Genomic DNA, 18,899 nt, shown 5'->3' with positions numbered 1-18,899 from the left:
CCGGAAGCAGACGCCCAGAACCGGAACCGGCCGCCTTAGAACGCGTACGCCTCGACCTCGGCGAGGCAGCGCGCCCGGCGTTCCTCGTCGTCCTCCAGGAAGGAGGCGAGGAAGGAGTTGCGCGCCAGGGTGCGCAGGGCCTCGTCGCCGAGGTGCAGTTCCTCGCGCACGGCGGTGAAGTTGTCGCCCGCGTAGCCGCCGAAGTAGGCGGGGTCGTCGGAGTTCACCGTGCACAGCAGGCCCGCGTCCAGCATCGCGGGCAGCGGGTGCTCGGCGAGTGCGTCCACCGCGCGCAGCCGGACGTTGGACAGCGGGCACAGCGTCAGCGGGACGCGGTCCCGGACCAGCCGGGCCACCAGCGCCGGGTCCTCCATGCAGCGCAGCCCGTGGTCGACGCGCTCCACGCCGAGCACGTCCAGGGCCTCGGTGATGTACTCCGGTGGGCCCTCCTCTCCCGCGTGCGCGACCCGGCGCAGCCCGAGCGCGGCGGCCGCCTCGTACACCGCGCGGAACTTCGCCGGCGGATGGCCGACCTCGGCCGAGTCCAGCCCCACGCCGGTGATCCGGTGCAGATACGGCTCGGCCTCGTCCAGCGTCCGCAGCGCGGACTCGGCGGACTCGTCGCGCAGGAAGCACATGATCAGCCGGGTGGAGACTCCGTGGTTCTCCTCGCTGTGCTCCAGCGCCCGCCACAGCCCCTCGACGACCGTGCCCATGGACACACCGCGCGCGAGGTGGGCCTGCGGGTCGAAGAAGATCTCCGCGTGCCGCACCCCCTGCGCGGCGGCGCGCGCGAGATAGGCGTCGGCGAGATCGGCGAAGTCCCGCTCGGTGCGCAGGACCGCCATCAGCTCGTAGTACAGGTCCAGGAAGGACTGGAGGTCGTCGAAGCGGTACGCCTCGCGGAGCGCGTCCGTGTCGGCGTACGGCAGGGTCACGCCGTTGCGCGCGGCCAGCTCGAAGGCCAGTTCCGGCTCCAGCGTGCCTTCGATGTGGAGGTGCAGTTCGGCTTTGGGGAGGGGCATTACGGCATCGTACGACCGTCTCGCCGTCGTTTCGGAACCGCCGCGGTCGGCGACAGGCCCTAGCGGCGCTTCGGAAGGGCGACCCGGAGCAGGTCGTGCGCCACGGTCAGCTCGCCCTCGAACCCGGCCGCGCGCGCCTGGCGCTCGAACTCCTCCGGGTCGGTGTAGCGCTGGCTGAAGTGGGTGAGCACGAGGTGGCGCACACCGCCCTCCCGGGCCACCCTCGCGGCCTGGCCCGCCGTCAGATGACCGTGGTCCGTGGCGAGTCGCTCGTCCTCGTCGAGGAACGTCGACTCGATGACCAGCATGTCGCAGCCCTCGGCGAGCGCGAACGCCCCGTCGCACAGCCGGGTGTCCATGACGAACGCGAACCGCTGTCCGCGCCGCACCTCGCTGACCTCCTCCAGGAACAGGCCGTCGAGCACCCCGTCGCGCTGGATGCGGCCCACGTCCGGGCCCTTGACGCCGTGCGCGGCCAGCTTCTCGGGCAGCATGCGGCGGCCGTCGGGCTCGGTCAGGCGGTAGCCGAAGGACTCCACGGGGTGGGAGAGCCTGCGGGCCTCCAGCAGGTAGCCGGGCGTCTCGGCGATGACACCGTCCCCTGCCACCGGGGCCTCGGTGAGCCGGACCGACTCCCGGTAGGCCGTGGAGTACCGGAGCCGGTCGAAGAAGCGGCGGCCGGACTCCGGGAAGTGGGCGGTGACCTCGTGCGGAACCTGGTCGAGGTTGACGCGCTGGATCACCCCGGCCAGGCCCAGCGAGTGGTCGCCGTGGAAATGCGTGACACAGATCCGGTTCAGGTCGTGCGCGGCGACCCCGGCGTGCAGCATCTGGCGCTGCGTACCCTCGCCGGGGTCGAACAGCAGGCCGTCGCCGTCCCAGCGCAGGAAATAGCCGTTGTGGTTGCGATGCCTGGTCGGAACCTGGCTGGCGGTGCCCAGCACCACCAGTTCACGAGCGGACACGACGACTTATCCCGGGGGCCATTCGAGGCCGCGGCCTCCGAGGACATGGGCGTGGGCGTGCCACACCGTCTGGCCCGCGCCGCTGCCCGTGTTGAAGACGATGCGGTAGCTGTCCAGCTTGTCCTCGTCCGCGACGGACCGGGCCTCGCGCAGCACGTCGGCGGCGATCGCCGGCTCCGCGGCGGCCAGTTCGGCGGCATTGGCGTAGTGGACCTTGGGGATCACCAGGACGTGGGTGGGAGCCTGCGGGTTTATGTCGCGGAAGGCGACCGTGGTGTCCGTCTCGCGCACGATCGTCGCGGGGATGTGCTTCGCGACGATCTTGCAGAACAGGCAGTCTTCCTGAGCTTCGCCCGCCATGCGGCTCCCTCCGGGGTGGGGTGACGTGAGGCATCGTATCGTCGGCGTCCGCGAGTTCGCCGTGGCCGGTCACTCCTCGGCGCCGACGACCGGGGGTGTCTTCGGCGGCCGGGTCCCGAGCGCCTCCAGGGCCAGCCGGATCGCCTCGTCGAGCTGGGTGTCCCGGCCCGCCGCCCAGTCCTGCGGCGTCTGTACGACCTCCACGTCCGGGTCCACGCCGTGGTTCTCCACGCCCCAGCCGTAACCGTCCAGCCAGAAGGCGTACTTGGGCTGGGTGATCAGCGTGCCGTCCACCAGGCGGTAACGGCTGTCGATGCCGACGACCCCACCCCAGGTGCGCACCCCGACGACCGGGCCGAGGCCGAGCGCCTTGATGGCGGCGTTGACGATGTCGCCGTCGGAGCCGGAGAACTCGTTGGCCACGGCGACCACCGGGCCGCGCGGGGCGTCCTGGGGGTAGCTGTAGGGCCGCATGCCGCGCGGGACGGCCCAGCCGACGATGCGGCGGGCCAGTTTCTCCACGACGAGCTGGGAGGTGTGGCCGCCGCGGTTCTCGCGCAGGTCGACGACGAGTCCCTCGCGCGCGACCTCCACCCTGAGGTCGCGGTGGATCTGCGCCCAGCCGGGGGCCTGCATGTCGGGGACGTGCAGATAGCCGAGGCGGCCGCCGGAGACGCGGTGGACATGGGCGCGGCGGTCGGCGACCCAGGCGTGGTAGCGCAGGGGCTCCTCGTCGGCCAGGGGGACCACCACGGCATGGCGGAGGTCGCCGCCGCCCGAGGGGGCGACGGTCAGTTCCACCGGCCGGTCCGCCGTGCCCACGAGGAGCGGCCCGGGGCCGGTCACCGGGTCCACCGGCACTCCCGCGACCGCGACGACGGCGTCCCCCGGCCGCACGGCCACGCCCGGGGCGGCCAGCGGGGAGCGGGCCTCGGGGTCCGAGGTCTCGGTGGGCAGGACACGGTCCACCCGCCAGGTGCCGTCCTCGTGGCGCGAGAGGTCGGCGCCCAGCAGGCCCTGCCGGTCGCCGCCGTGGCCGCCGCCCGGGATGACGTAGGCGTGGGAGGTGCCCAGTTCGCCGTGCACCTCCCAGAGCAGGTCGACGAGGTCGTCGTGGGTGGCGACGCGGTCGACGAGGGGGCGGTAGCGGTCCAGGACGGCGTCCCAGTCGACGCCGTTCATGTCGGCGCGCCAGAAGTGGTCGCGCATGATGCGGCCGGTCTCGTCGAACATCTGGCGCCACTCGGCGGCCGGGTCGATCGTCCTGCGGACCCGCCCGAGGTCGACGGTGATGTTGGAGTCGCTGTCGGCGTCCGAGGAGGCCCGCCGGTCGCTGGGGACGACCTTGAGGTGGCCGTCGGTCCACAGCAGGACCCGCTTGCCGTCACCGCTGACCGCGAAGTGGTCGGCGTCGGAGGCGAGATGCTCCACGCGCTGCTCGGCGAGGTCGTAGCGCTCCAGCTCGGTGTGCGGGTCGGGCGCGTCGGGCGTGGCCCGGGAGACACCGAGGACACCGCGCACGGGGTGGCGCAGCCACAGCACACCGTCCTTGGCGGCGCGCAGGTTGGAGTAGCGGGCGGCCTCGACCGGGAAGGGCACGATGCGGTCGGCGAGGCCGTCGAGGTCGATACGGGTGGTGGGGGTGCCCTCGCTGTCCGGGGTCTCGTCCTTGTCGGACACCTCGAAGGGGCGGCCGTGGCGCTGCGGGCCGAAGGGCGAGGGCGTGGTCGCGGCGAGGGTGATCAGATGCGGACGCGATCCGGTGACGAAGGCCAGGTCGAAGACGTGCTCGTCGTAGACCGGGTCGAAGGAGCGGGTGGAGAGGAACGCGAGGTGCCTGCCGTCCAGGGTGAAGGCGGGCGCGTAGTCCTGGAAGCGCAGCGGGGTCGCCTCGGTGACCGTCAGGTCGGTGGTGTTGGCGAGCCTGAGCTGGCTGAGCGGGTGCGGGCCGGGGTGGGACCAGGCGAGCCAGCCGGAGTCGGGCGAGAAGGCGAGGCCGGACACGTCTCCGTGCTCGCTGCGGTCGAGTTCGCGGACCTCGCCGCTCTCGCGTTCCACGAGGAGCACGCGGCCGTCGTGCGCGGCGACCGCGGCGCGGGTGCCGTCGGGGGCCATGGCGAGGCCGAGGACCCGGCCCAGCCGGCCGGCCGCGACACGGCGCGCGGTCGTGCCGGGCGCGGGGCCGGTGGCGGGCGCGAACTCCAGGGCGTCCTCGCCCTCGGCGTCCGTCACCCACACCGCCCATTCCTCGCCCTCGACGCGGAAGGTGCGCGGCAGCCGGGCGCGGACGCCGGGTTCGGCCGCCAGGACGCGGGTGGGGCCGGCGCGGTGGGTGACCCAGTGGACCGCGCCGCGCACGTTCACCGCGCTGCCGCGGGCGCTGTGGTCGGGGGACGCGGAGCCGAACCAGCGGCCGGCGTCCACCGTGTGGGGCTGCCGGTCGGTGCGCTGGCCGCCGAGCCGGACGTCCAGGCGGCGCGGCTCGGCGCCCTCCAGGTCGTCCAGGAGCCAGAGTTCGCCCGCGCTGGCGTAGACGACCCGGCGGCCGTCGCTCGTCGCGTGCCGGGCGTAGAAGCTGTCGAGAGGGGTGTGGCGGCGCAGGTCGGAGCCGTCGGCGAGGGAGGAGTACAGCGCACCGGTGCCCTCGTGGTCGGAGAGGAAGGCGAGGCGCTCGCCCACCCAGCAGGGGTGCTCGATGTTGCCGTCGAGGTTCTCGTGGAGCCGGACGAACTCGCCGGCGCCTTCCTCGCCCTCGGCGGCCCGGTCGATCCACAACTTGCCCGCGGTACCGCCCCGGTAGCGCTTCCACCACGCCGCCTCGCGGCCCATCGGCGCGGAGAGCAGCACCGTGGCCGGGCCGAACGCCACGTCGCCGACGGGGCCGTAGGGCAGGGTCTCGGCCGGGCCGCCGTCGAGCGGGACGGCCCGTGCCCAGGTGCGGCGCAGGGTGGCCTGGCCGTGGGTGCTGAGCACCAGGACCCGGCCGTCCGGGGTCCAGCCGCGCACCTGGGTCTTCGCGCTGCCCCAGTACGTCAGCCGCCGGGCGGGGCCGCCGTCGGCCGCGGCGATGTGCGCCTCGGGGGCGCCGTCGCGGGTGGAGGTCCAGGCGACGGTGGTGCCGTCGGGCGATATGCGCGGCATGGTCACCGGCATGTTGTCGGCGCTCACCCGCCACGCCCGGCCGCCGTCGAGCGGCGCGAGCCAGACGTCGTCCTCGGCGACGAAGGCGACCGACTCGCCGTGCAGGTGCGGGAAGCGGAGATAGGCCGACGGGGCCGGAGCTGCGGTCTGCGTCACGCGATCAAGCGTATGCAGCGGAGGCGGGCGAGGCGGGCGGTTCGGATCACTTGGTCATCGCCGGGGACTGCTTGGCGACCGCCTGGAGCTGCTTGGCGGCCTCCGGGAGCTGCCTGGCCGCCGTCGGGGACTGCTTGGCGGCCTCCGGGAGCTGCCTGGCCGCCGTCGGGGGCTACTTGCCCTGCACCGGGCGGCACTGCGGGTAGTCGTCGCACCAGACGGTCTGGGTGACCGTCACCGTGACGGCGGGGCCGGGCACCTGGCCCGCGGGCGGGGTGGGGGCGGCGTCGCAGTCGCCGAGGCCCTGCACGCGGAACACCTGCCTGCCGTCGACCTTCGCGGTCAGGTCGCCGCGCACGCACGCCCCGTCGACCGCGCGGGTCACCCGGCCGTCGACCGTGATGTCCTTGCCGTCGTCGGTCTCGCCCTCGCAGTGGACGGTGGCCACGTCGTCCTGCGTCGCGGACGGCGAGGCGCTGTCGCCGCCGTCCACCTCGGCCGTGCAGGTGAGCCAGCGCACGTCGGCGTTCAGCCGCTCCAGCTCCCGGGTGGCCAACTGGTCGGTGGTGAACGAGACCGTGGCCGAACTCAGGCCCGCCGGGTCGCACGCCGCCGCCCCGCCCACGGCGATCACCGCGAGCGCCAGCGCGGCCGCGCCCCGCTGGGTCCGTCGTCCTCGTCCGCCGCGCCAAATCCGTCGCAATGCCCCCATGGAGGACAGCCTGCCACCGCCCCGCCCGTCGCGGTAGTGCGCATACGGCCACCGCGCGTGTGCGCCAGGGCCCTTCCCCCGGGTCTAGCCCCGGAGCAGCAGCCACTCCTGAAGCTCCACCAGGTTGCCCTCGGGGTCCTTGAGATGGGCCACCCGCATCCGGTCGGTCATCGGCGCCGGGCCGTGCAGGAGTTCGGCGCCGCGGCCGGTGATCTGCTCGCAGTACGCGTCGAGGTCGTCCACCCGCAGCACCACCAGGGACCGGTGCCCGGCCGCCGTGTCGCCCAGTTCGCCCAGCACCGCGGCCATCATCGCCCGGTCCTGCAGCGCGATGCCCGCGGAGCCGGTGGCGGGGCTGAACTTCTCGTACGGACCTTCGGTCGCGCCCGACCGGGGCTTGAGGCCGAGGACGTCGGCGTAGAAGCGGTAGCAGGCGGCGAAGTCCGTCACCAGCAGCCGTACCTGGGCAAGTTCCATGACCTTCCCCTGTCCTCAGGACCAGCGGCCGGTACGGCCCAGCAGCAGGGCCGCCGCCGCGGTGCCGGCGGTGGATGTCCGCAGCACGGTACGCCCGAGGACGTACGGCTTCGCGCCCGCTTCCGTGAACAGCGCCAACTCCTCGGGGGACACGCCCCCTTCGGGGCCGACGACCAGCACGATCTCGCCCTCGGCGGGCAGTTCGGCGGTGGCGAGGGGTTCCTCGCCGCTCTCGTGGAGCACGGCGGCGAAGTCGGCTTTGGCGAGAAATGCCGCAACCTGCTTGCTCGTCGCGGCGTCCGCGACCTCCGGGAAGCGCACCCGGCGGGACTGCTTGCCCGCCTCCCGGGCGGTGGCCCGCCACTTGGCGAGGGCCTTCAGCCCGCGCTCGCCCTTCCACTGCGTGATGCAGCGGGAGGCGGCCCACGGGACGATCGCGTCCACGCCGGTCTCCGTCATGGTCTCCACGGCGAGTTCACCGCGGTCGCCCTTGGGCAGCGCCTGCACGACGGTGATCCGGGGCTGTTCCTCGGGCTCCTCGTGGACCTGGGCGAGCTCCACCACCAGCCGGTCCTTGCCCTCGGCGGCCTTCACCACGCCCTCGGCCCAGCGCCCGAGCCCGTCGGTGAGCACCACGTCCTCACCGGACCGCAGCCGCTTCACCGAGACGGCGTGCCGTCCCTCGGGGCCGTCGAGCACGAACTCGCGTCCCACACCGTCGAGCCGGTCGACCACGAACACGGGAGCCGTCATCCGTGCGCACCTCCTTGTGCCGGAAGGTCCGACAACGCTGTCCTGGCCGCGGCGAGTTCCCCGGCCAGTACCTCCACCAGCCGCCCGGCGGGCAGGTCCCGTGCCATGCGGTGCCCCTGGCCCGCCCACAGCGACATCGCCTGGGCGTCGCCGGCCTTCGCGGCCGCCTTGCGCAGCGGCGCGGTGAGGTGGTGGACGTCGGGGTAGGCGGCGGGGGCGTAGGGGCCGTGCTCGCGCACGAAGCGGTTCACCAGCCCGCGGGCCGGGCGCCCGGAGAACGCCCGGGTGAGCTCGGTGCGTACGTAGAGGGGGTCGGTCAGCGCCTGTTTGTGCAGCGCGGGCGCCCCGGACTCGGGGGTGGCGAGGAACGCGGTGCCGAGCTGTGCGGCGCTCGCGCCCGCGGCGAGCACGGCGGCGATCTGGCTGCCGCGCATGATTCCGCCGGCGGCGACGATCGGCAGGGCGACGGTCTCGCGGACCTGCGCGACGAGGGACAGCAGGCCCGTCCCGGCCCGCTCGGCCCCGGGCAGGTCGCGGTGGGTGCCCTGATGGCCGCCGGCCTCCAGGCCCTGCACGATCACCGCGTCGGCGCCGGCCCGCTCCACCGCGAGCGCCTCCTCGGCGGTGGTCGCGGTGACGAGCGTGACGGTGCCGACGCGGCGCAGGGCCGCCAGGGCCTCCGCGGTGGGCACGCCGAAGTGGAAGGAGACCGCCGGGACGGGGTTGTCCAGCAGGACGGCCAGCTTGTTGTCGTAGCCGTCGTCGCGGCCGCTGTCGGGATCGCCCAGCTCGGTCTCGTACCAGGCGGCCTCGCCGGCGAGCTGGTGGGCGTAGACGTCGACCGCGGCGGGGTCGGGGTGTTCGAGGACCGGCATGAAGAGGTTCACGCCGAAGGGGCGGGAGGTCAGTCCGCGCAGCTGCTTGATCTCCTGGTACATGCCGTCCGTCGTCTTGTACCCGGCGGCCAGGAAGCCGAGCCCTCCGGCCTCGGACACGGCGGCGGCGAGCTGCGGCACGGAGACGCCGCCCGCCATGGGGGCCTGCACGATCGGAAGGGGGAGAAGACCGGTCAGCGCGGAGGACATGCCCGCATGTTGTCACGTCCTTCGAACAAGTCCGAATCGGGACTTCCGGGAGGCATAGGCCTGTGGCACGGGCGGCTTTCACCTGTTTGCGAAAGCCACCCGAGCCGTACGGCGAGACCGTCCGGAGCCTGCGGATCAGCGACCGTTGAACGCGTCCTTCAACCGCGGGAACAACCCCTGCTGCCCCGGCTGACCGTGCCCGCCCGGGGGCCGACCCCCGGACCCCCGGCAGCCGGCCCGGCACACGTCAGCGACCGTTGAAGGCATCCTTCAACCGCGAGAACAACCCCTGCTGCCCAGGCTGGAACTGTCCCTGGGGGCGTTCCTCGCCGCGGAGTTTGGCCAGCTCGCGCAGCAGACGCTCCTGCTCCGGGTCGAGCTTGTTCGGGGTCTGGACCTCGACGTGGACGATGAGGTCGCCGCGGCCGCCGCCGCGCAGGTGGGTGACGCCCCGGTTGTGCAGCGGGATCGACTGGCCGGACTGGGTGCCGGGCCGGATGTCGACCTCCTCCATGCCGTCGAGGGTCTCCAGCGGCACCTTCGTGCCGAGGGCCGCCGCCGTCATCGGGATGGTCACCGTGCAGTGCAGGTCGTCGCCGCGCCGCTGGAACGTCGAGTGCGGCAGCTCGTGGATCTCGACGTAGAGGTCGCCGGCCGGACCACCGCCGGGGCCGACCTCGCCCTCGCCGGCGAGCTGGATCCGGGTGCCGTTGTCGACACCGGCCGGGATCTTCACCGTCAGGGTCCGGCGGGAGCGGACCCGGCCGTCACCGGCGCACTCCGGACACGGAGTCGGCACGACGGTTCCGAAGCCCTGGCACTGCGGGCAGGGCCGCGAGGTCATGACCTGGCCCAGGAAGGACCGGGTGACCTGGGAGACCTCACCACGGCCGCGGCACATGTCGCAGGTCTGCGCGGAGGTGCCCGGCGCCGCGCCCTCGCCGCTGCACGTGGTGCAGACGATGGCCGTGTCGACCTGGATGTCCTTGGTCGTGCCGAAGGCCGCCTCGTCGAGCTCGACCTCGATCCGGATCATCGCGTCCTGGCCGCGCCGCGTACGCGAACGCGGGCCGCGCTGGGACGCCGTGCCGAAGAACGCGTCCATGATGTCCGAGAAGTTGCCGAAGCCGCCCGCGCCGAAGCCCGCGCCCGCGCCGCCGGCCTGCGAGAGCGGGTCGCCGCCGAGGTCGTAGACCTGCTTCTTCTGCGGGTCCGACAGCACCTCGTAAGCGGCGTTGATCTCCTTGAACCGCTCCTGGGTCTTCGGGTCCGGGTTCACGTCCGGGTGCAGCTCGCGCGCGAGCCGCCGGAAGGCCTTCTTGATCTCATCCTGCGACGCGTCGCGACGCACGCCGAGAACGGCGTAGTAGTCCGTGGCCACTTACGACTCCGCCAGGATCTGTCCGACGTAACGTGCCACTGCGCGTACCGCTCCCATCGTTCCCGGGTAATCCATGCGGGTCGGTCCGACCACGCCGAGTTTGGCGACTGCCTCGCCGCCCGAACCGTAGCCCACCGACACCACCGACGTGGAGTTGAGTCCCTCGTAGGCGTTCTCGTGACCGATGCGCACGGTCATGCCCGAATCCCCCGCCTCGCCCAGGAGCTTGAGGAGCACGACCTGCTCCTCGAGGGCCTCCAGGACGGGACGGATGGTGAGGGGGAAGTCATGTCCGAAGCGCGTCAGATTGGCGGTGCCGCCGATCATCAGCCGCTCCTCGGTCTGTTCGACGAGCGTCTCCAGGAGGGTGGAGAGGACCGTCTGGACCGTGCCGCGGTCCTCCGGTTCGAAGGCCTCCGGCAGATCCTGCACCAGCGGGGGCACATCCGTGAAGCGCCGGCCCGCCACCCGGCTGTTCAGCCGCGCCCGCAGATCCGCGAGCGAGGCCTCGCCGAACGGCGCCGGGCAGTCGACCATCCGCTGCTCGACCCGGCCGGTGTCGGTGATCAGCACCAGCATCACCCGGGCCGGGGCCATCGACAGCAGCTCGACGTGCCGGACCGTGGACCGGGTCAGCGAGGGGTACTGCACGACGGCCACCTGCCGGGTGAGCTGCGCGAGCAGCCGCACCGTGCGGGCCACGACGTCGTCGAGGTCGACGGCGCCGTCGAGGAAGTTCTGGATCGCCCGCTTCTCGGGCGCGGTGAGAGGCTTGACCTCGGCGAGCTTGTCGACGAACAGCCGGTAGCCCTTGTCGGTCGGGATCCGCCCGGCGCTGGTGTGCGGCTGCGCGATGAAGCCCTCGTCCTCCAGGGCCGCCATGTCGTTGCGCACGGTCGCCGGGGAGACGCCGAGGTTGTGGCGCTCCGTGAGGGCCTTGGAGCCGACCGGTTCCTCGGTTCCGACGTAGTCCTGGACGATGGCGCGCAGCACCTGGAGCCTTCGTTCACTGAGCATCGCGCACACCTCCAGCAGTCGTCACCCTGGCGCTCTGTCCCTCTGTTTCCCCCGCCTGGCACTCGGAACATAGGAGTGCCAGCCTCACCGGCCCAGTGTACGGCTGTCGGGTGGCCCCCCGGCAAGACCGGTCCCGTACGACCGTGCCCCGCGCGGGGGTCACCGTTAGCGTCGCGGTATGACGGTGACTTGGGAAGACCTGGGATGGGAGCCGCTGGCCACAGGGGTCGGCCGGTGCCGGCTCCCGGTGTGGGACTGCACGGCGGGGCTGGTCCTCGGAGACGGCGCGGCGCTGCTGATCGACGCGGGTTCGAGCCTGTCTGAAGGGAATCTGCTGCGGACGCGGGCCGAATGGCTGGCCGGCCACGATGTGACCCATCTCGCGCTCACCCACCCCCACTTCGACCATGTCTTCGGCGCGGCGGCGTTTCCCGGCGCGGAGGTGTTCGGCGCGGTGGGCGTGGACGGGGCCCTGACCGGGGCCCGCGCGGGCGACGAACTGCGCGCGGACGCGGTGCGCCACGGTCTGGACGCCGAGGCGGCGCGCGAGGCCTCGGCCGCGCTGGCCGCGCCCCGCCACCACGTCACCGGCGAGTGGACCCTGGACCTGGGCGGCGGCCGCCAGGTCCTGCTGGCCAACGTGGGCCCCGGCCACACCGCCCACGATCTCGCGGTCCTGGTCCCCGGCTCGCCCGAGGTCGTCTTCTGCGGCGATCTGGTCGAGGAGTCCGGCGAGCCGCAGTCGGGCCCGGACGCGGTGCCCTCCCGGTGGCCGGACGCGCTGGACCGGCTGCTCGCCCTGGGCGGCGAGGACGCGCTGTACGTCCCCGGTCACGGAGCGGTGGTGGACGCCGCGTTCGTCCGGCGGCAGCGGGACGAGCTGGCGCGGCGGTTCGGCGTGTCGCCCTGACGGGGCCCCGGCTTCTCCTATCGTCATCCGAATGCGCCAGTACTCCGCCGACCTCACCCCGCCGTGGAAGAAGCCCCAGCCGGTTCCCGAGGTCCCGGCCGAGCCGGGTCTGGTGGTCGAGGAGCCCGGCACCGGCTTCTGCGGCGCGGTGATCCGCTGCGAGGCGGGCACGGTGACGCTGGAGGACCGCTTCGGCAAGCACCGGGTGTTCCCGCTGGAGCCGCGCGGTTTCCTGCTGGAGGGGCGGGCGGTGACGCTCGTGCGCCCGTCCTGCGCCCCCGCCCGCCCCGCCCGTACGGCGTCCGGTTCGGTGGCCGTGCCCGGCGCCCGCGCGCGGGTGGCCCGGGCCGGGCGGATCTACGTCGAGGGCCGCCACGACGCCGAGCTCGTCGAGAAGGTCTGGGGCGACGACCTGCGCATCGAGGGCGTGGTCGTGGAGTACCTGGAGGGCGTGGACGACCTCCCGGCGATCGTCGCGGAGTTCGCCCCCGGCCCGGACGCCCGCCTCGGCGTCCTGGTGGACCACCTCGTGCCGGGCTCCAAGGAGTGGCGCATCGCGCAGGAGGTGACCGGCGAGCACGCCCTGGTGGTGGGCCACCCCTACATCGACATCTGGGAGGCCGTGAAACCGGCGTCCCTGGGGATCGCCGGGTGGCCCCGCGTCCCGCGCGGCCAGGACTGGAAGACGGGCGTGTGCCGGGCCCTGGGCTGGCCGCCGGAGAACACCGGCGCGGTGTGGCAGGCGATCCTGGGACGGGTCGGGTCGTACAAGGACCTGGAGCCGGAGCTGCTGGGCTGCGTGGAGCGGCTGATCGACCATGTGACGGTGCCGGTCGAGCCCTGAGGCGGGGCGCGGCCGGGGCGCCGGCCGTCCGGTGGGTCCCGAGGCTCCGGCGTCGGCTGTCCGGTGGGCCCCGGGGCGGGGCTCCGGCGGCGGCCGTCCGGTGGCCTCGGGGCGGGGCTCCGGCGGCGGCCGTCCGGTGGGCCCAGCCGCTCAGTCCACCAGGTCCCTGACCACCGCGTCCGCCAGCAGCCGTCCCCGCAGGGTCAGCACCGCGCGGCCCTCGTCGTACGGCTCCGGCCGGAGCAGTCCGTCGGACAGCGCCCGGCGGGCGGCGGCCAGTCCGTCCGCCTTCAGCAGGTCCAGGGGCGCGCCCTCGCGCAGGCGCAGCTCGAGGAGGACGCGCTCGACCCTGCGGTCCTCGTCGGTCAGCAGCTCACGGCCCGCGCCCGGGGAACGGCCCTCCGCGAGCGCCGCCGCGTACGCCCCCGGATGCTTGACGTTCCACCAGCGCACGCCGCCCACGTGGGAGTGCGCTCCGGGGCCCGCGCCCCACCAGTCGGCGCCGCGCCAGTAGAGCTCGTTGTGCAGACAGCGGGCGGCCTCGGAGGTGGCCCAGTTGGACACCTCGTACCAGTCGAAGCCCGCCTCCGAGAGCATCTGCTCGGCGATGAGATAGCGGTCGGCGTGGACGTCGTCGTCGGTCATCGGGACCTCGCCGCGCCGGATGCGCCGGGCGAGCTGGGTGCCCTCCTCGACGATCAGGGCGTACGCCGAGACATGGTCGGGGCCCGCTCCGAGCGCCGCCTCCAGCGAGGCCCGCCAGTCGTCGTCGGACTCGCCGGGGGTGCCGTAGATCAGGTCGAGATTGACGTGCTCGAAGCCCGCCTGCCGGGCCTCCGCGACACAGGCCTCGGGGCGGCCGGGGGTGTGCGTGCGGTCCAGGACCTTCAGCACGTGCTGCCGGGCGCTCTGCATGCCGAAGGAGACGCGGTTGAAGCCGCCCTCGCGCAGGGCGCTCAGATAGGCCGGGCCGACCGACTCCGGGTTGGCCTCCGTGGTGACCTCGGCGTCGGGTGCCAGGCCGAACTCGTCGCGGACGGCCCCCAGCATCCGTACGAGGTCGTCGGCGGCCAGCAGGGTCGGTGTGCCGCCGCCGACGAAGACCGTGCGGACCTCGCGCGGGTCGTCGCCGAGCACCTTGCGGGCGAGGCGGATCTCGTCGATCAGGGTCTCGGCGTAGTTGTCGCGGGAGGCGAGCACACCGCCGGTGCCGCGCAGCTCGGTCGCGGTGTAGGTGTTGAAGTCGCAGTAGCCGCAGCGGGTCGCGCAGTACGGAACGTGCAGGTAGAAGCCGAGGGGCCGGTCGGCGGACCCGGCGCGCGCGGACGCGGGCAGCGCGCCGTCGGCGGGGACGGGCTCGCCGTCGGGAAGTGCGGAGGGCATGTCCTCCAGTGTCCCCCATGTGTCCCCCGTCCCCGGCCCGGGCCGGTTCCGGGCGTCCCGCCGGGGTTCTCTCAGGTCCGGGGCCGTTCGGCCTGGAGGACCAGCAGGGCCAGGTCGTCCTCCGGGGGCTGGTCCCCGAAGTCGTGGACGAGCCGTCGGATGCGTTCCGCGATCAGTTCGGCGTCCAGGCCCGCGCAGCCGGCGAGCGCGGTGGCGAGGCCGTCGCCGTCGTCGAACTGGCGTGAGCCGTCGCGCCGCTCGGTGACCCCGTCCGTGACGCAGAGCAGGCTGTCGCCGGGCCGCAGCGCGAAGGTCTGGCTGGTGTACGTCTCGTCCTCGACGACCCCGAGCAGGGTCTGCGGCCGCGCGACCGTACGGACCCCGCCGTCCGGGCCGAGCAGCAGCGGCAGCGGGTGTCCGGCCGAGGCCAGGGTGCAGCGGACCCCGCCGTCGAAGGGCACGAGCTCGCCGAACAGCAGCGACAGGAAGCGTGTCTGCGGCCCGTCCCCGGGCGGGGCCGGGCCCACCAGGGCACGGGCGGCTGCGTCGGCGGTCTCGGTGGCGTCGTCGAGGAGCAGCTGGTTGAGGCGGTCCAGGACGTCGGCGACGCGGTAGCCCTCGCGGGCCAGCAGCCGCAGCCAGGGCCGGGCGAGGCCGGTGACGACGGCGGCCTCGGGACCCTTGCCCTGGACGTCGCCCACGGCGAAGCACCAGCGGCCGTCGCCGGCCGGGAAGAGGTCGTAGAAGTCGCCGCTCGGGCCGCCCTTGTCGCGCGGCTCGTAGACGAGCGCGCTGCGCACGCCCGGGATCTGGGCGACCGCCCCGGGCAGCAGGCCGCGCTGGAGCACGGCGCTGATGGTGGCCTGGCGGGCGTACTGCCGGGCGGCGCCGATCGCGAGCGCGACCCGGCGGGCCAGGTCCTCGACCAGCCCGGTGATCTCGTCGGGGAAGCGCAGGATCCCGGCGCGGCCGATGACGAGCGTGCCCAGCGGGCGGCCGCCGGCGATCAGCCGGTACGCGAGCGCCGAGCCGTACGGGGCGCCCGGCGCGAGGGCGGTGGCGGGCCAGGGGTGCCCGACGGGCCCGGAGCGCAGGCCGTCCGGCGGGCGGGGCGGTTCCTTCTCCAGGGCGCGGCGCAGTTCCTCGGTCCGGTCCTCGCAGCCGTGCCAGACCCGCCCGAGGCGCGGTCCGGGCACCCCGCCGCCCTCGCTCCAGCCGCGCCCGGTGGCCTCGTCCTCCAGCCAGATCGCGCACCAGTCGGCGAGGCGCGGCACGATCAGCTGCCCGGTCAGCGCGGCCACCAGGTCCTCGTCGAGCTGTCCGGCGAGCAGGTCGGAGGCCTCGGCGAGGAAGGACAGCGCGCCACGGCCGAGCCAGTCGCCGTCGCGGTCCGCCCGCGCGGCCTCGTGACCGAACAGGGCGGCGGCGTCCAGGGCGGTGTCCGGATCACAGCCGCCGTCCTCGCCGCCGAGCCGCGCCCAGACGGTCCTGGCTCCCCCGCGGTAGGTGACGCCCCAGCTCTCGGCGAGCCCCGCGACGAGCCGCAGACCGCCCCCGTACTCGTGGCCCTCCGCCGCGCCGCCGACGGGCGGCCGGGCGGGGCGCCGGTCGCTGACCTCGACGACGAGGGACCCGTTGTCGGGCTCCAGCCGACAGGCCAGCTCGACGTCGGTCCCGGTGTGCACCACGGCGTTGGTGACCAGTTCGCTGACCACGACCAGGGCGTCGCCCGCCAGCCGCTCGCCGAGCAGGTCGGCCCCCGCCACCCCGAGCTCCGTCCACTGCCGGAACGCGCCGCGCGCCAGCCCCCGCGCGTTCGCGGGCGCGAGCGACCCCCCGCTCACGGTCGTACGGAAGCGAGGGTCACCGGGCCGCGCGGACGCGAGGGGAACGGTCTCCCGTTGCACCGGAATGGCCCCCATGGACGGCTCCCGAGCAGTAGGACGAATGCACATCTGTCGCCCGCCACAGTGACAGAAAGACCCCGCCCATAAGCACCGAGTCACCAATCAACGCCACCCCACCCCCCATCCGTGCTACGGTGCCGCACCCCAAAACGCCCCCACGAAGAACAACGCCCCAACCCGCGCGAAACTGCACGTTCGCCAGGGGTGCCGGGAACTGCACGGTCGCCAGGGGCGCGGGGAACTGCGCGATCTTCAGGGGGCGCGGGGAACTGCGCGACCAGCCACGACGCACGCCGCACCCAACCAAAAGGGGCGCGGGGAACTGCGCGATCTTCAGGAGCGCGGGGAACTGCGCACCCAACCAAAACACACGCCGCACCCAACCAAAAGGGGCGCGGGGAACTGCGCGACAGGCCACGGCACCAGCCGCACCCGCCACACAGCCCCGCACCCCCAAGCCCGCACGCGCCAAACCCCACGCGGCAAGCGGAACGCGGCAAGCGAAAGAACTACGCCTCCCGAGCCCCCGCGTACATCTCCTCCAGGAGATGCGAGTACTCCCGCTCCACAACCGGCCGCTTCAGCTTCAGACTCGGCGTGATCTCACCGTGCTCCACATCCAGATCCCGCGGCAGCAGCCGGAACTTCTTGATCGTCTGCCAGCGCTGAAGCCCCGAGTTCAGCTGCTTGATGTACCCCTCGACCATCTCCACCGTCGCCGGCGCAGCCACGATCTCGGCGTACGACCCCTTGATCCCGTTGTCCGCGGCCCACCCGCCGATCGCAGCCTCGTCGAGCGCGATGAGCGCGGTGCAGAAGTTCCGGTCCGCACCGTGGACGAGGATGTTGGAGACGAACGGGCAGACCGCCTTGAACTGCCCCTCGATCTCGGTCGGCGCGACGTACTTGCCGCCGGAGGTCTTGAAGAGGTCCTTCTTGCGGTCGGTGATGCGCAGGTAGCCGTCGGGGGACAGCTCACCGATGTCACCGGTGTGGAACCAGCCGTCCGCCTCCAGCACCTCGGCGGTCTTCTCGGGCAGCCCGTGGTAGCCCTGCATGACGCCGGGACCGCGCAGCAGGATCTCGCCGTCGTCCGCGATCCGCACCTCGCAGCCGGGCAGCGGCTTGCCCACGGTGCCGGTGCGGTAGGCCTCGCCCGGGTTGACGAAGGACGCGGCGGAGGTCTCGGTGAGGCCGTAGCCCTCCAGGATGTGGATGCCGGCGCCGGCGAAGAAGTAGCCGATGTCGGGCGCGAGGGCGACCGAGCCGGAGATGCAGGCGCGCAGGTTGCCGCCGAAGGCCTCGCGGAGCTTGGAGTAGACGAGCGTGTCGGCGACCTTGTGCTTGGCGGCGAGACCGAAGGGCGCCTTCGCGGTGCCGGTACGGCGGAAGTTGTCCTGGGTGACCTTGGCGTACTCGCGGGCGACCCCGGCCGCCCACTGGAAGATCTTGTACTTGGCGGGACCGCCGGCCCGGGCCTTGGCGGCGACGCCGTTGTAGACCTTCTCGAAGATGCGCGGCACGGCGGCCATGTAGGTCGGCTGGACGACCGGCAGATTCTCGATGATCTTGTCGACCCGGCCGTCGACGGCGGTGACATGGCCGACCTCGATCTGGCCGGAGGTGAGCACCTTGCCGAAGACGTGCGCGAGCGGCAGCCACAGGTACTGCACGTCGTCCGGCCCGACCAGCCCGGTCGCGGCGATGGCCTTGGCCATGTACGACCAGTTGTCGTGCGGCAGACGTACGCCCTTGGGGCGGCCGGTGGTGCCGGACGTGTAGATGAGCGTGGCGAGCTGGTCGGCGGTGATCGCCGCGACCTTCTCCTTGATCAGCCCGGGGTCCCGCTCCAGCCGGGCGGCGCCGCGGCTCTCCAGTTCGGCGAGGGAGAGCACCCAGTCGTCGGTCTCCACGCCCTCGGCGTCGATCACCACGACATGGGTGAGGTCGGGCAGGTCGGCGCGCTTCTCCTGGGCCTTGGCGACCTGCTCGGCGTTCTCCGCGATCAGCACCCGGCTGGCGGAGTCGGCGAGGATGAACGCGGCCTCGTCGGCGTTGGTCTGCGGGTAGATCGTCGTGGTCGCGGCGCCGGCGCACATGATGCCGAGGTCGGCGATCAGCCACTCGACCCGGGTGGCGGCGGCGAGGGCGACGCGCTGCTCGGGCTCCACGCCGAGCTCGATGAGCCCGGCGGCGAGGGCGTAGACCCGTTCGGCGGCCTGCCCCCAGCTCAGGGACTTCCACTCTTCCGGACCCTGCCCGTCGGCGGCGGGCACCGGGTAGCGGTACGCCTCGGCATCCGGCGTGGCGGCCACGCGTTCCAGGAAGAGAGCCGCGACGGACGGCGGACGGTTCTCGATCAGAATCTGTGTGTCGCTCACGACATCCTCCGGGGCCCGCGACGATGCGGCTGGCTCAGGGCGGCTAGCGCCAACACTGCGGCTTGGTTCTCACCCACGAGTCCTTGTTTAACTCGCGAGTAACTATCGAGCAGGGACAGGTTAGAGCCCGATCGGCTCCTGCGTAAGGGTGTGCGGCCTGTCACTTCCTACAGACACGTACCCGCCGGTCGGTCGGACACGAACGTGCCGGTCCTGCGAAGACGCCCCCCGGCACCCGGGCGACGACCCGCCGGCCCGTCCCCCGCGAACGCACCCGGCGACCGGCCAAGACGTACCCGACACCCCCGCCGCGCACGCCCTCCGACACGCCGGAGGCCCGCCGCACTTTCGTACGACGGGCCTCTCGACGACGGCGTCCACGCAGCCCGCGGGCCGTGACCG

General features: G+C 73.4%; 15 protein-coding genes. 2 read left to right on the top strand and 13 right to left on the bottom strand.

Going from position 1 to position 18,899, the window contains the following annotated elements; genetic code table 11:
• Positions 1-35 precede the first annotated feature (35 nt).
• The 10 genes from ACZ6SQ_RS11350 to hrcA form a co-directional block, all read right to left on the bottom strand.
• Positions 36-1,025, bottom strand: coding sequence for an adenosine deaminase (locus ACZ6SQ_RS11350; protein WP_469559440.1), 990 nt, complete (start codon positions 1,023-1,025; stop codon positions 36-38).
• A 59-nt stretch (positions 1,026-1,084) separates the two neighbouring features.
• Positions 1,085-1,990, bottom strand: a complete 906-nt coding sequence (locus tag ACZ6SQ_RS11345; RefSeq protein WP_469559437.1) for a ribonuclease Z — start codon at positions 1,988-1,990, stop codon at positions 1,085-1,087.
• Positions 1,991-1,996: 6 nt separating this feature from the next.
• Positions 1,997-2,350 (bottom strand): histidine triad nucleotide-binding protein, encoded by a 354-nt coding sequence (locus ACZ6SQ_RS11340; RefSeq protein ID WP_469559434.1) that lies wholly within the window; start codon positions 2,348-2,350, stop codon positions 1,997-1,999.
• Between the two features lie 69 nt (positions 2,351-2,419).
• Complete coding sequence (locus ACZ6SQ_RS11335; RefSeq protein ID WP_469559430.1) at positions 2,420-5,647, bottom strand: S41 family peptidase; 3,228 nt, start codon at positions 5,645-5,647, stop codon at positions 2,420-2,422.
• A 172-nt stretch (positions 5,648-5,819) separates the two neighbouring features.
• Entirely contained in the window at positions 5,820-6,359 is a 540-nt protein-coding gene (locus ACZ6SQ_RS11330) for a hypothetical protein (RefSeq protein WP_469559427.1), read from the bottom strand.
• Between the two features lie 84 nt (positions 6,360-6,443).
• Positions 6,444-6,836, bottom strand: coding sequence for a VOC family protein (locus ACZ6SQ_RS11325; RefSeq protein ID WP_469559424.1), 393 nt, complete (start codon positions 6,834-6,836; stop codon positions 6,444-6,446).
• Between the two features lie 15 nt (positions 6,837-6,851).
• Positions 6,852-7,589 carry a 16S rRNA (uracil(1498)-N(3))-methyltransferase gene (locus ACZ6SQ_RS11320; protein ID WP_469559421.1) on the bottom strand — a complete coding sequence of 246 codons (738 nt, stop codon included), beginning with the start codon at positions 7,587-7,589 and terminating at the stop codon, positions 6,852-6,854.
• Positions 7,586-8,674, bottom strand: a complete 1,089-nt coding sequence (locus ACZ6SQ_RS11315; RefSeq protein ID WP_469559418.1) for a nitronate monooxygenase — start codon at positions 8,672-8,674, stop codon at positions 7,586-7,588. The genes ACZ6SQ_RS11320 and ACZ6SQ_RS11315 overlap by 4 nt, the downstream gene beginning before the upstream one ends.
• 247 nt (positions 8,675-8,921) lie before the next feature.
• A complete protein-coding gene (dnaJ, locus tag ACZ6SQ_RS11310) occupies positions 8,922-10,055 on the bottom strand; it encodes a molecular chaperone DnaJ (protein ID WP_386378450.1) in 1,134 nt (377 codons plus the stop codon).
• Positions 10,056-11,072: a heat-inducible transcriptional repressor HrcA gene (gene hrcA, locus ACZ6SQ_RS11305; RefSeq protein ID WP_389320760.1), complete on the bottom strand. Its 1,017-nt coding sequence runs from the start codon at positions 11,070-11,072 to the stop codon at positions 10,056-10,058. It abuts the gene before it with no gap.
• 178 nt (positions 11,073-11,250) lie between these two features.
• Between hrcA and ACZ6SQ_RS11300 the strand changes: the two genes are divergently transcribed.
• Entirely contained in the window at positions 11,251-11,982 is a 732-nt protein-coding gene (locus tag ACZ6SQ_RS11300) for an MBL fold metallo-hydrolase (RefSeq protein ID WP_469559413.1), read from the top strand.
• Between the two features lie 31 nt (positions 11,983-12,013).
• On the top strand, positions 12,014-12,826 hold the full coding sequence (locus ACZ6SQ_RS11295) for a DUF3097 domain-containing protein (protein WP_469559411.1): 813 nt from the start codon (positions 12,014-12,016) through the stop codon (positions 12,824-12,826).
• Positions 12,827-12,976: 150 nt separating this feature from the next.
• Here ACZ6SQ_RS11295 and hemW read toward each other — a convergent pair whose 3' ends face one another.
• The 3 genes from hemW to ACZ6SQ_RS11280 form a co-directional block, all read right to left on the bottom strand.
• A complete protein-coding gene (gene hemW / locus ACZ6SQ_RS11290) occupies positions 12,977-14,209 on the bottom strand; it encodes a radical SAM family heme chaperone HemW (protein WP_469559408.1) in 1,233 nt (410 codons plus the stop codon).
• 71 nt (positions 14,210-14,280) lie between these two features.
• A complete protein-coding gene (locus ACZ6SQ_RS11285) occupies positions 14,281-16,131 on the bottom strand; it encodes a SpoIIE family protein phosphatase (protein WP_469559405.1) in 1,851 nt (616 codons plus the stop codon).
• Between the two features lie 494 nt (positions 16,132-16,625).
• Complete coding sequence (locus tag ACZ6SQ_RS11280; protein WP_469559402.1) at positions 16,626-18,497, bottom strand: AMP-dependent synthetase/ligase; 1,872 nt, start codon at positions 18,495-18,497, stop codon at positions 16,626-16,628.
• Positions 18,498-18,899: the final 402 nt, after the last annotated feature.

Source organism: Streptomyces sp. NPDC048600 (assembly GCF_055587025.1).
The sequence above is the reverse complement of the archived record's forward strand: the minus strand, read 5'-3'. Positions and strand labels throughout refer to the sequence as shown.

What these genes read in the sequence shown, in the direction of transcription:
- ACZ6SQ_RS11350 (WP_469559440.1), bottom strand. Translation starts at nt 1,025, where the DNA reads ATGCCCCTCCCCAAAGCCGAACTGCACCTCCACATCGAAGGCACGCTG.
- ACZ6SQ_RS11340 (WP_469559434.1), bottom strand. Translation starts at nt 2,350, where the DNA reads ATGGCGGGCGAAGCTCAGGAAGACTGCCTGTTCTGCAAGATCGTCGCG.
- ACZ6SQ_RS11330 (WP_469559427.1), bottom strand. Translation starts at nt 6,359, where the DNA reads ATGGGGGCATTGCGACGGATTTGGCGCGGCGGACGAGGACGACGGACC.
- ACZ6SQ_RS11325 (WP_469559424.1), bottom strand. Translation starts at nt 6,836, where the DNA reads ATGGAACTTGCCCAGGTACGGCTGCTGGTGACGGACTTCGCCGCCTGC.
- ACZ6SQ_RS11320 (WP_469559421.1), bottom strand. Translation starts at nt 7,589, where the DNA reads ATGACGGCTCCCGTGTTCGTGGTCGACCGGCTCGACGGTGTGGGACGC.
- ACZ6SQ_RS11315 (WP_469559418.1), bottom strand. Translation starts at nt 8,674, where the DNA reads ATGTCCTCCGCGCTGACCGGTCTTCTCCCCCTTCCGATCGTGCAGGCC.
- hrcA (WP_389320760.1), bottom strand. Translation starts at nt 11,072, where the DNA reads ATGCTCAGTGAACGAAGGCTCCAGGTGCTGCGCGCCATCGTCCAGGAC.
- ACZ6SQ_RS11300 (WP_469559413.1), top strand. Translation starts at nt 11,251, where the DNA reads ATGACGGTGACTTGGGAAGACCTGGGATGGGAGCCGCTGGCCACAGGG.
- ACZ6SQ_RS11295 (WP_469559411.1), top strand. Translation starts at nt 12,014, where the DNA reads ATGCGCCAGTACTCCGCCGACCTCACCCCGCCGTGGAAGAAGCCCCAG.
- hemW (WP_469559408.1), bottom strand. Translation starts at nt 14,209, where the DNA reads ATGCCCTCCGCACTTCCCGACGGCGAGCCCGTCCCCGCCGACGGCGCG.
- ACZ6SQ_RS11285 (WP_469559405.1), bottom strand. Translation starts at nt 16,131, where the DNA reads ATGGGGGCCATTCCGGTGCAACGGGAGACCGTTCCCCTCGCGTCCGCG.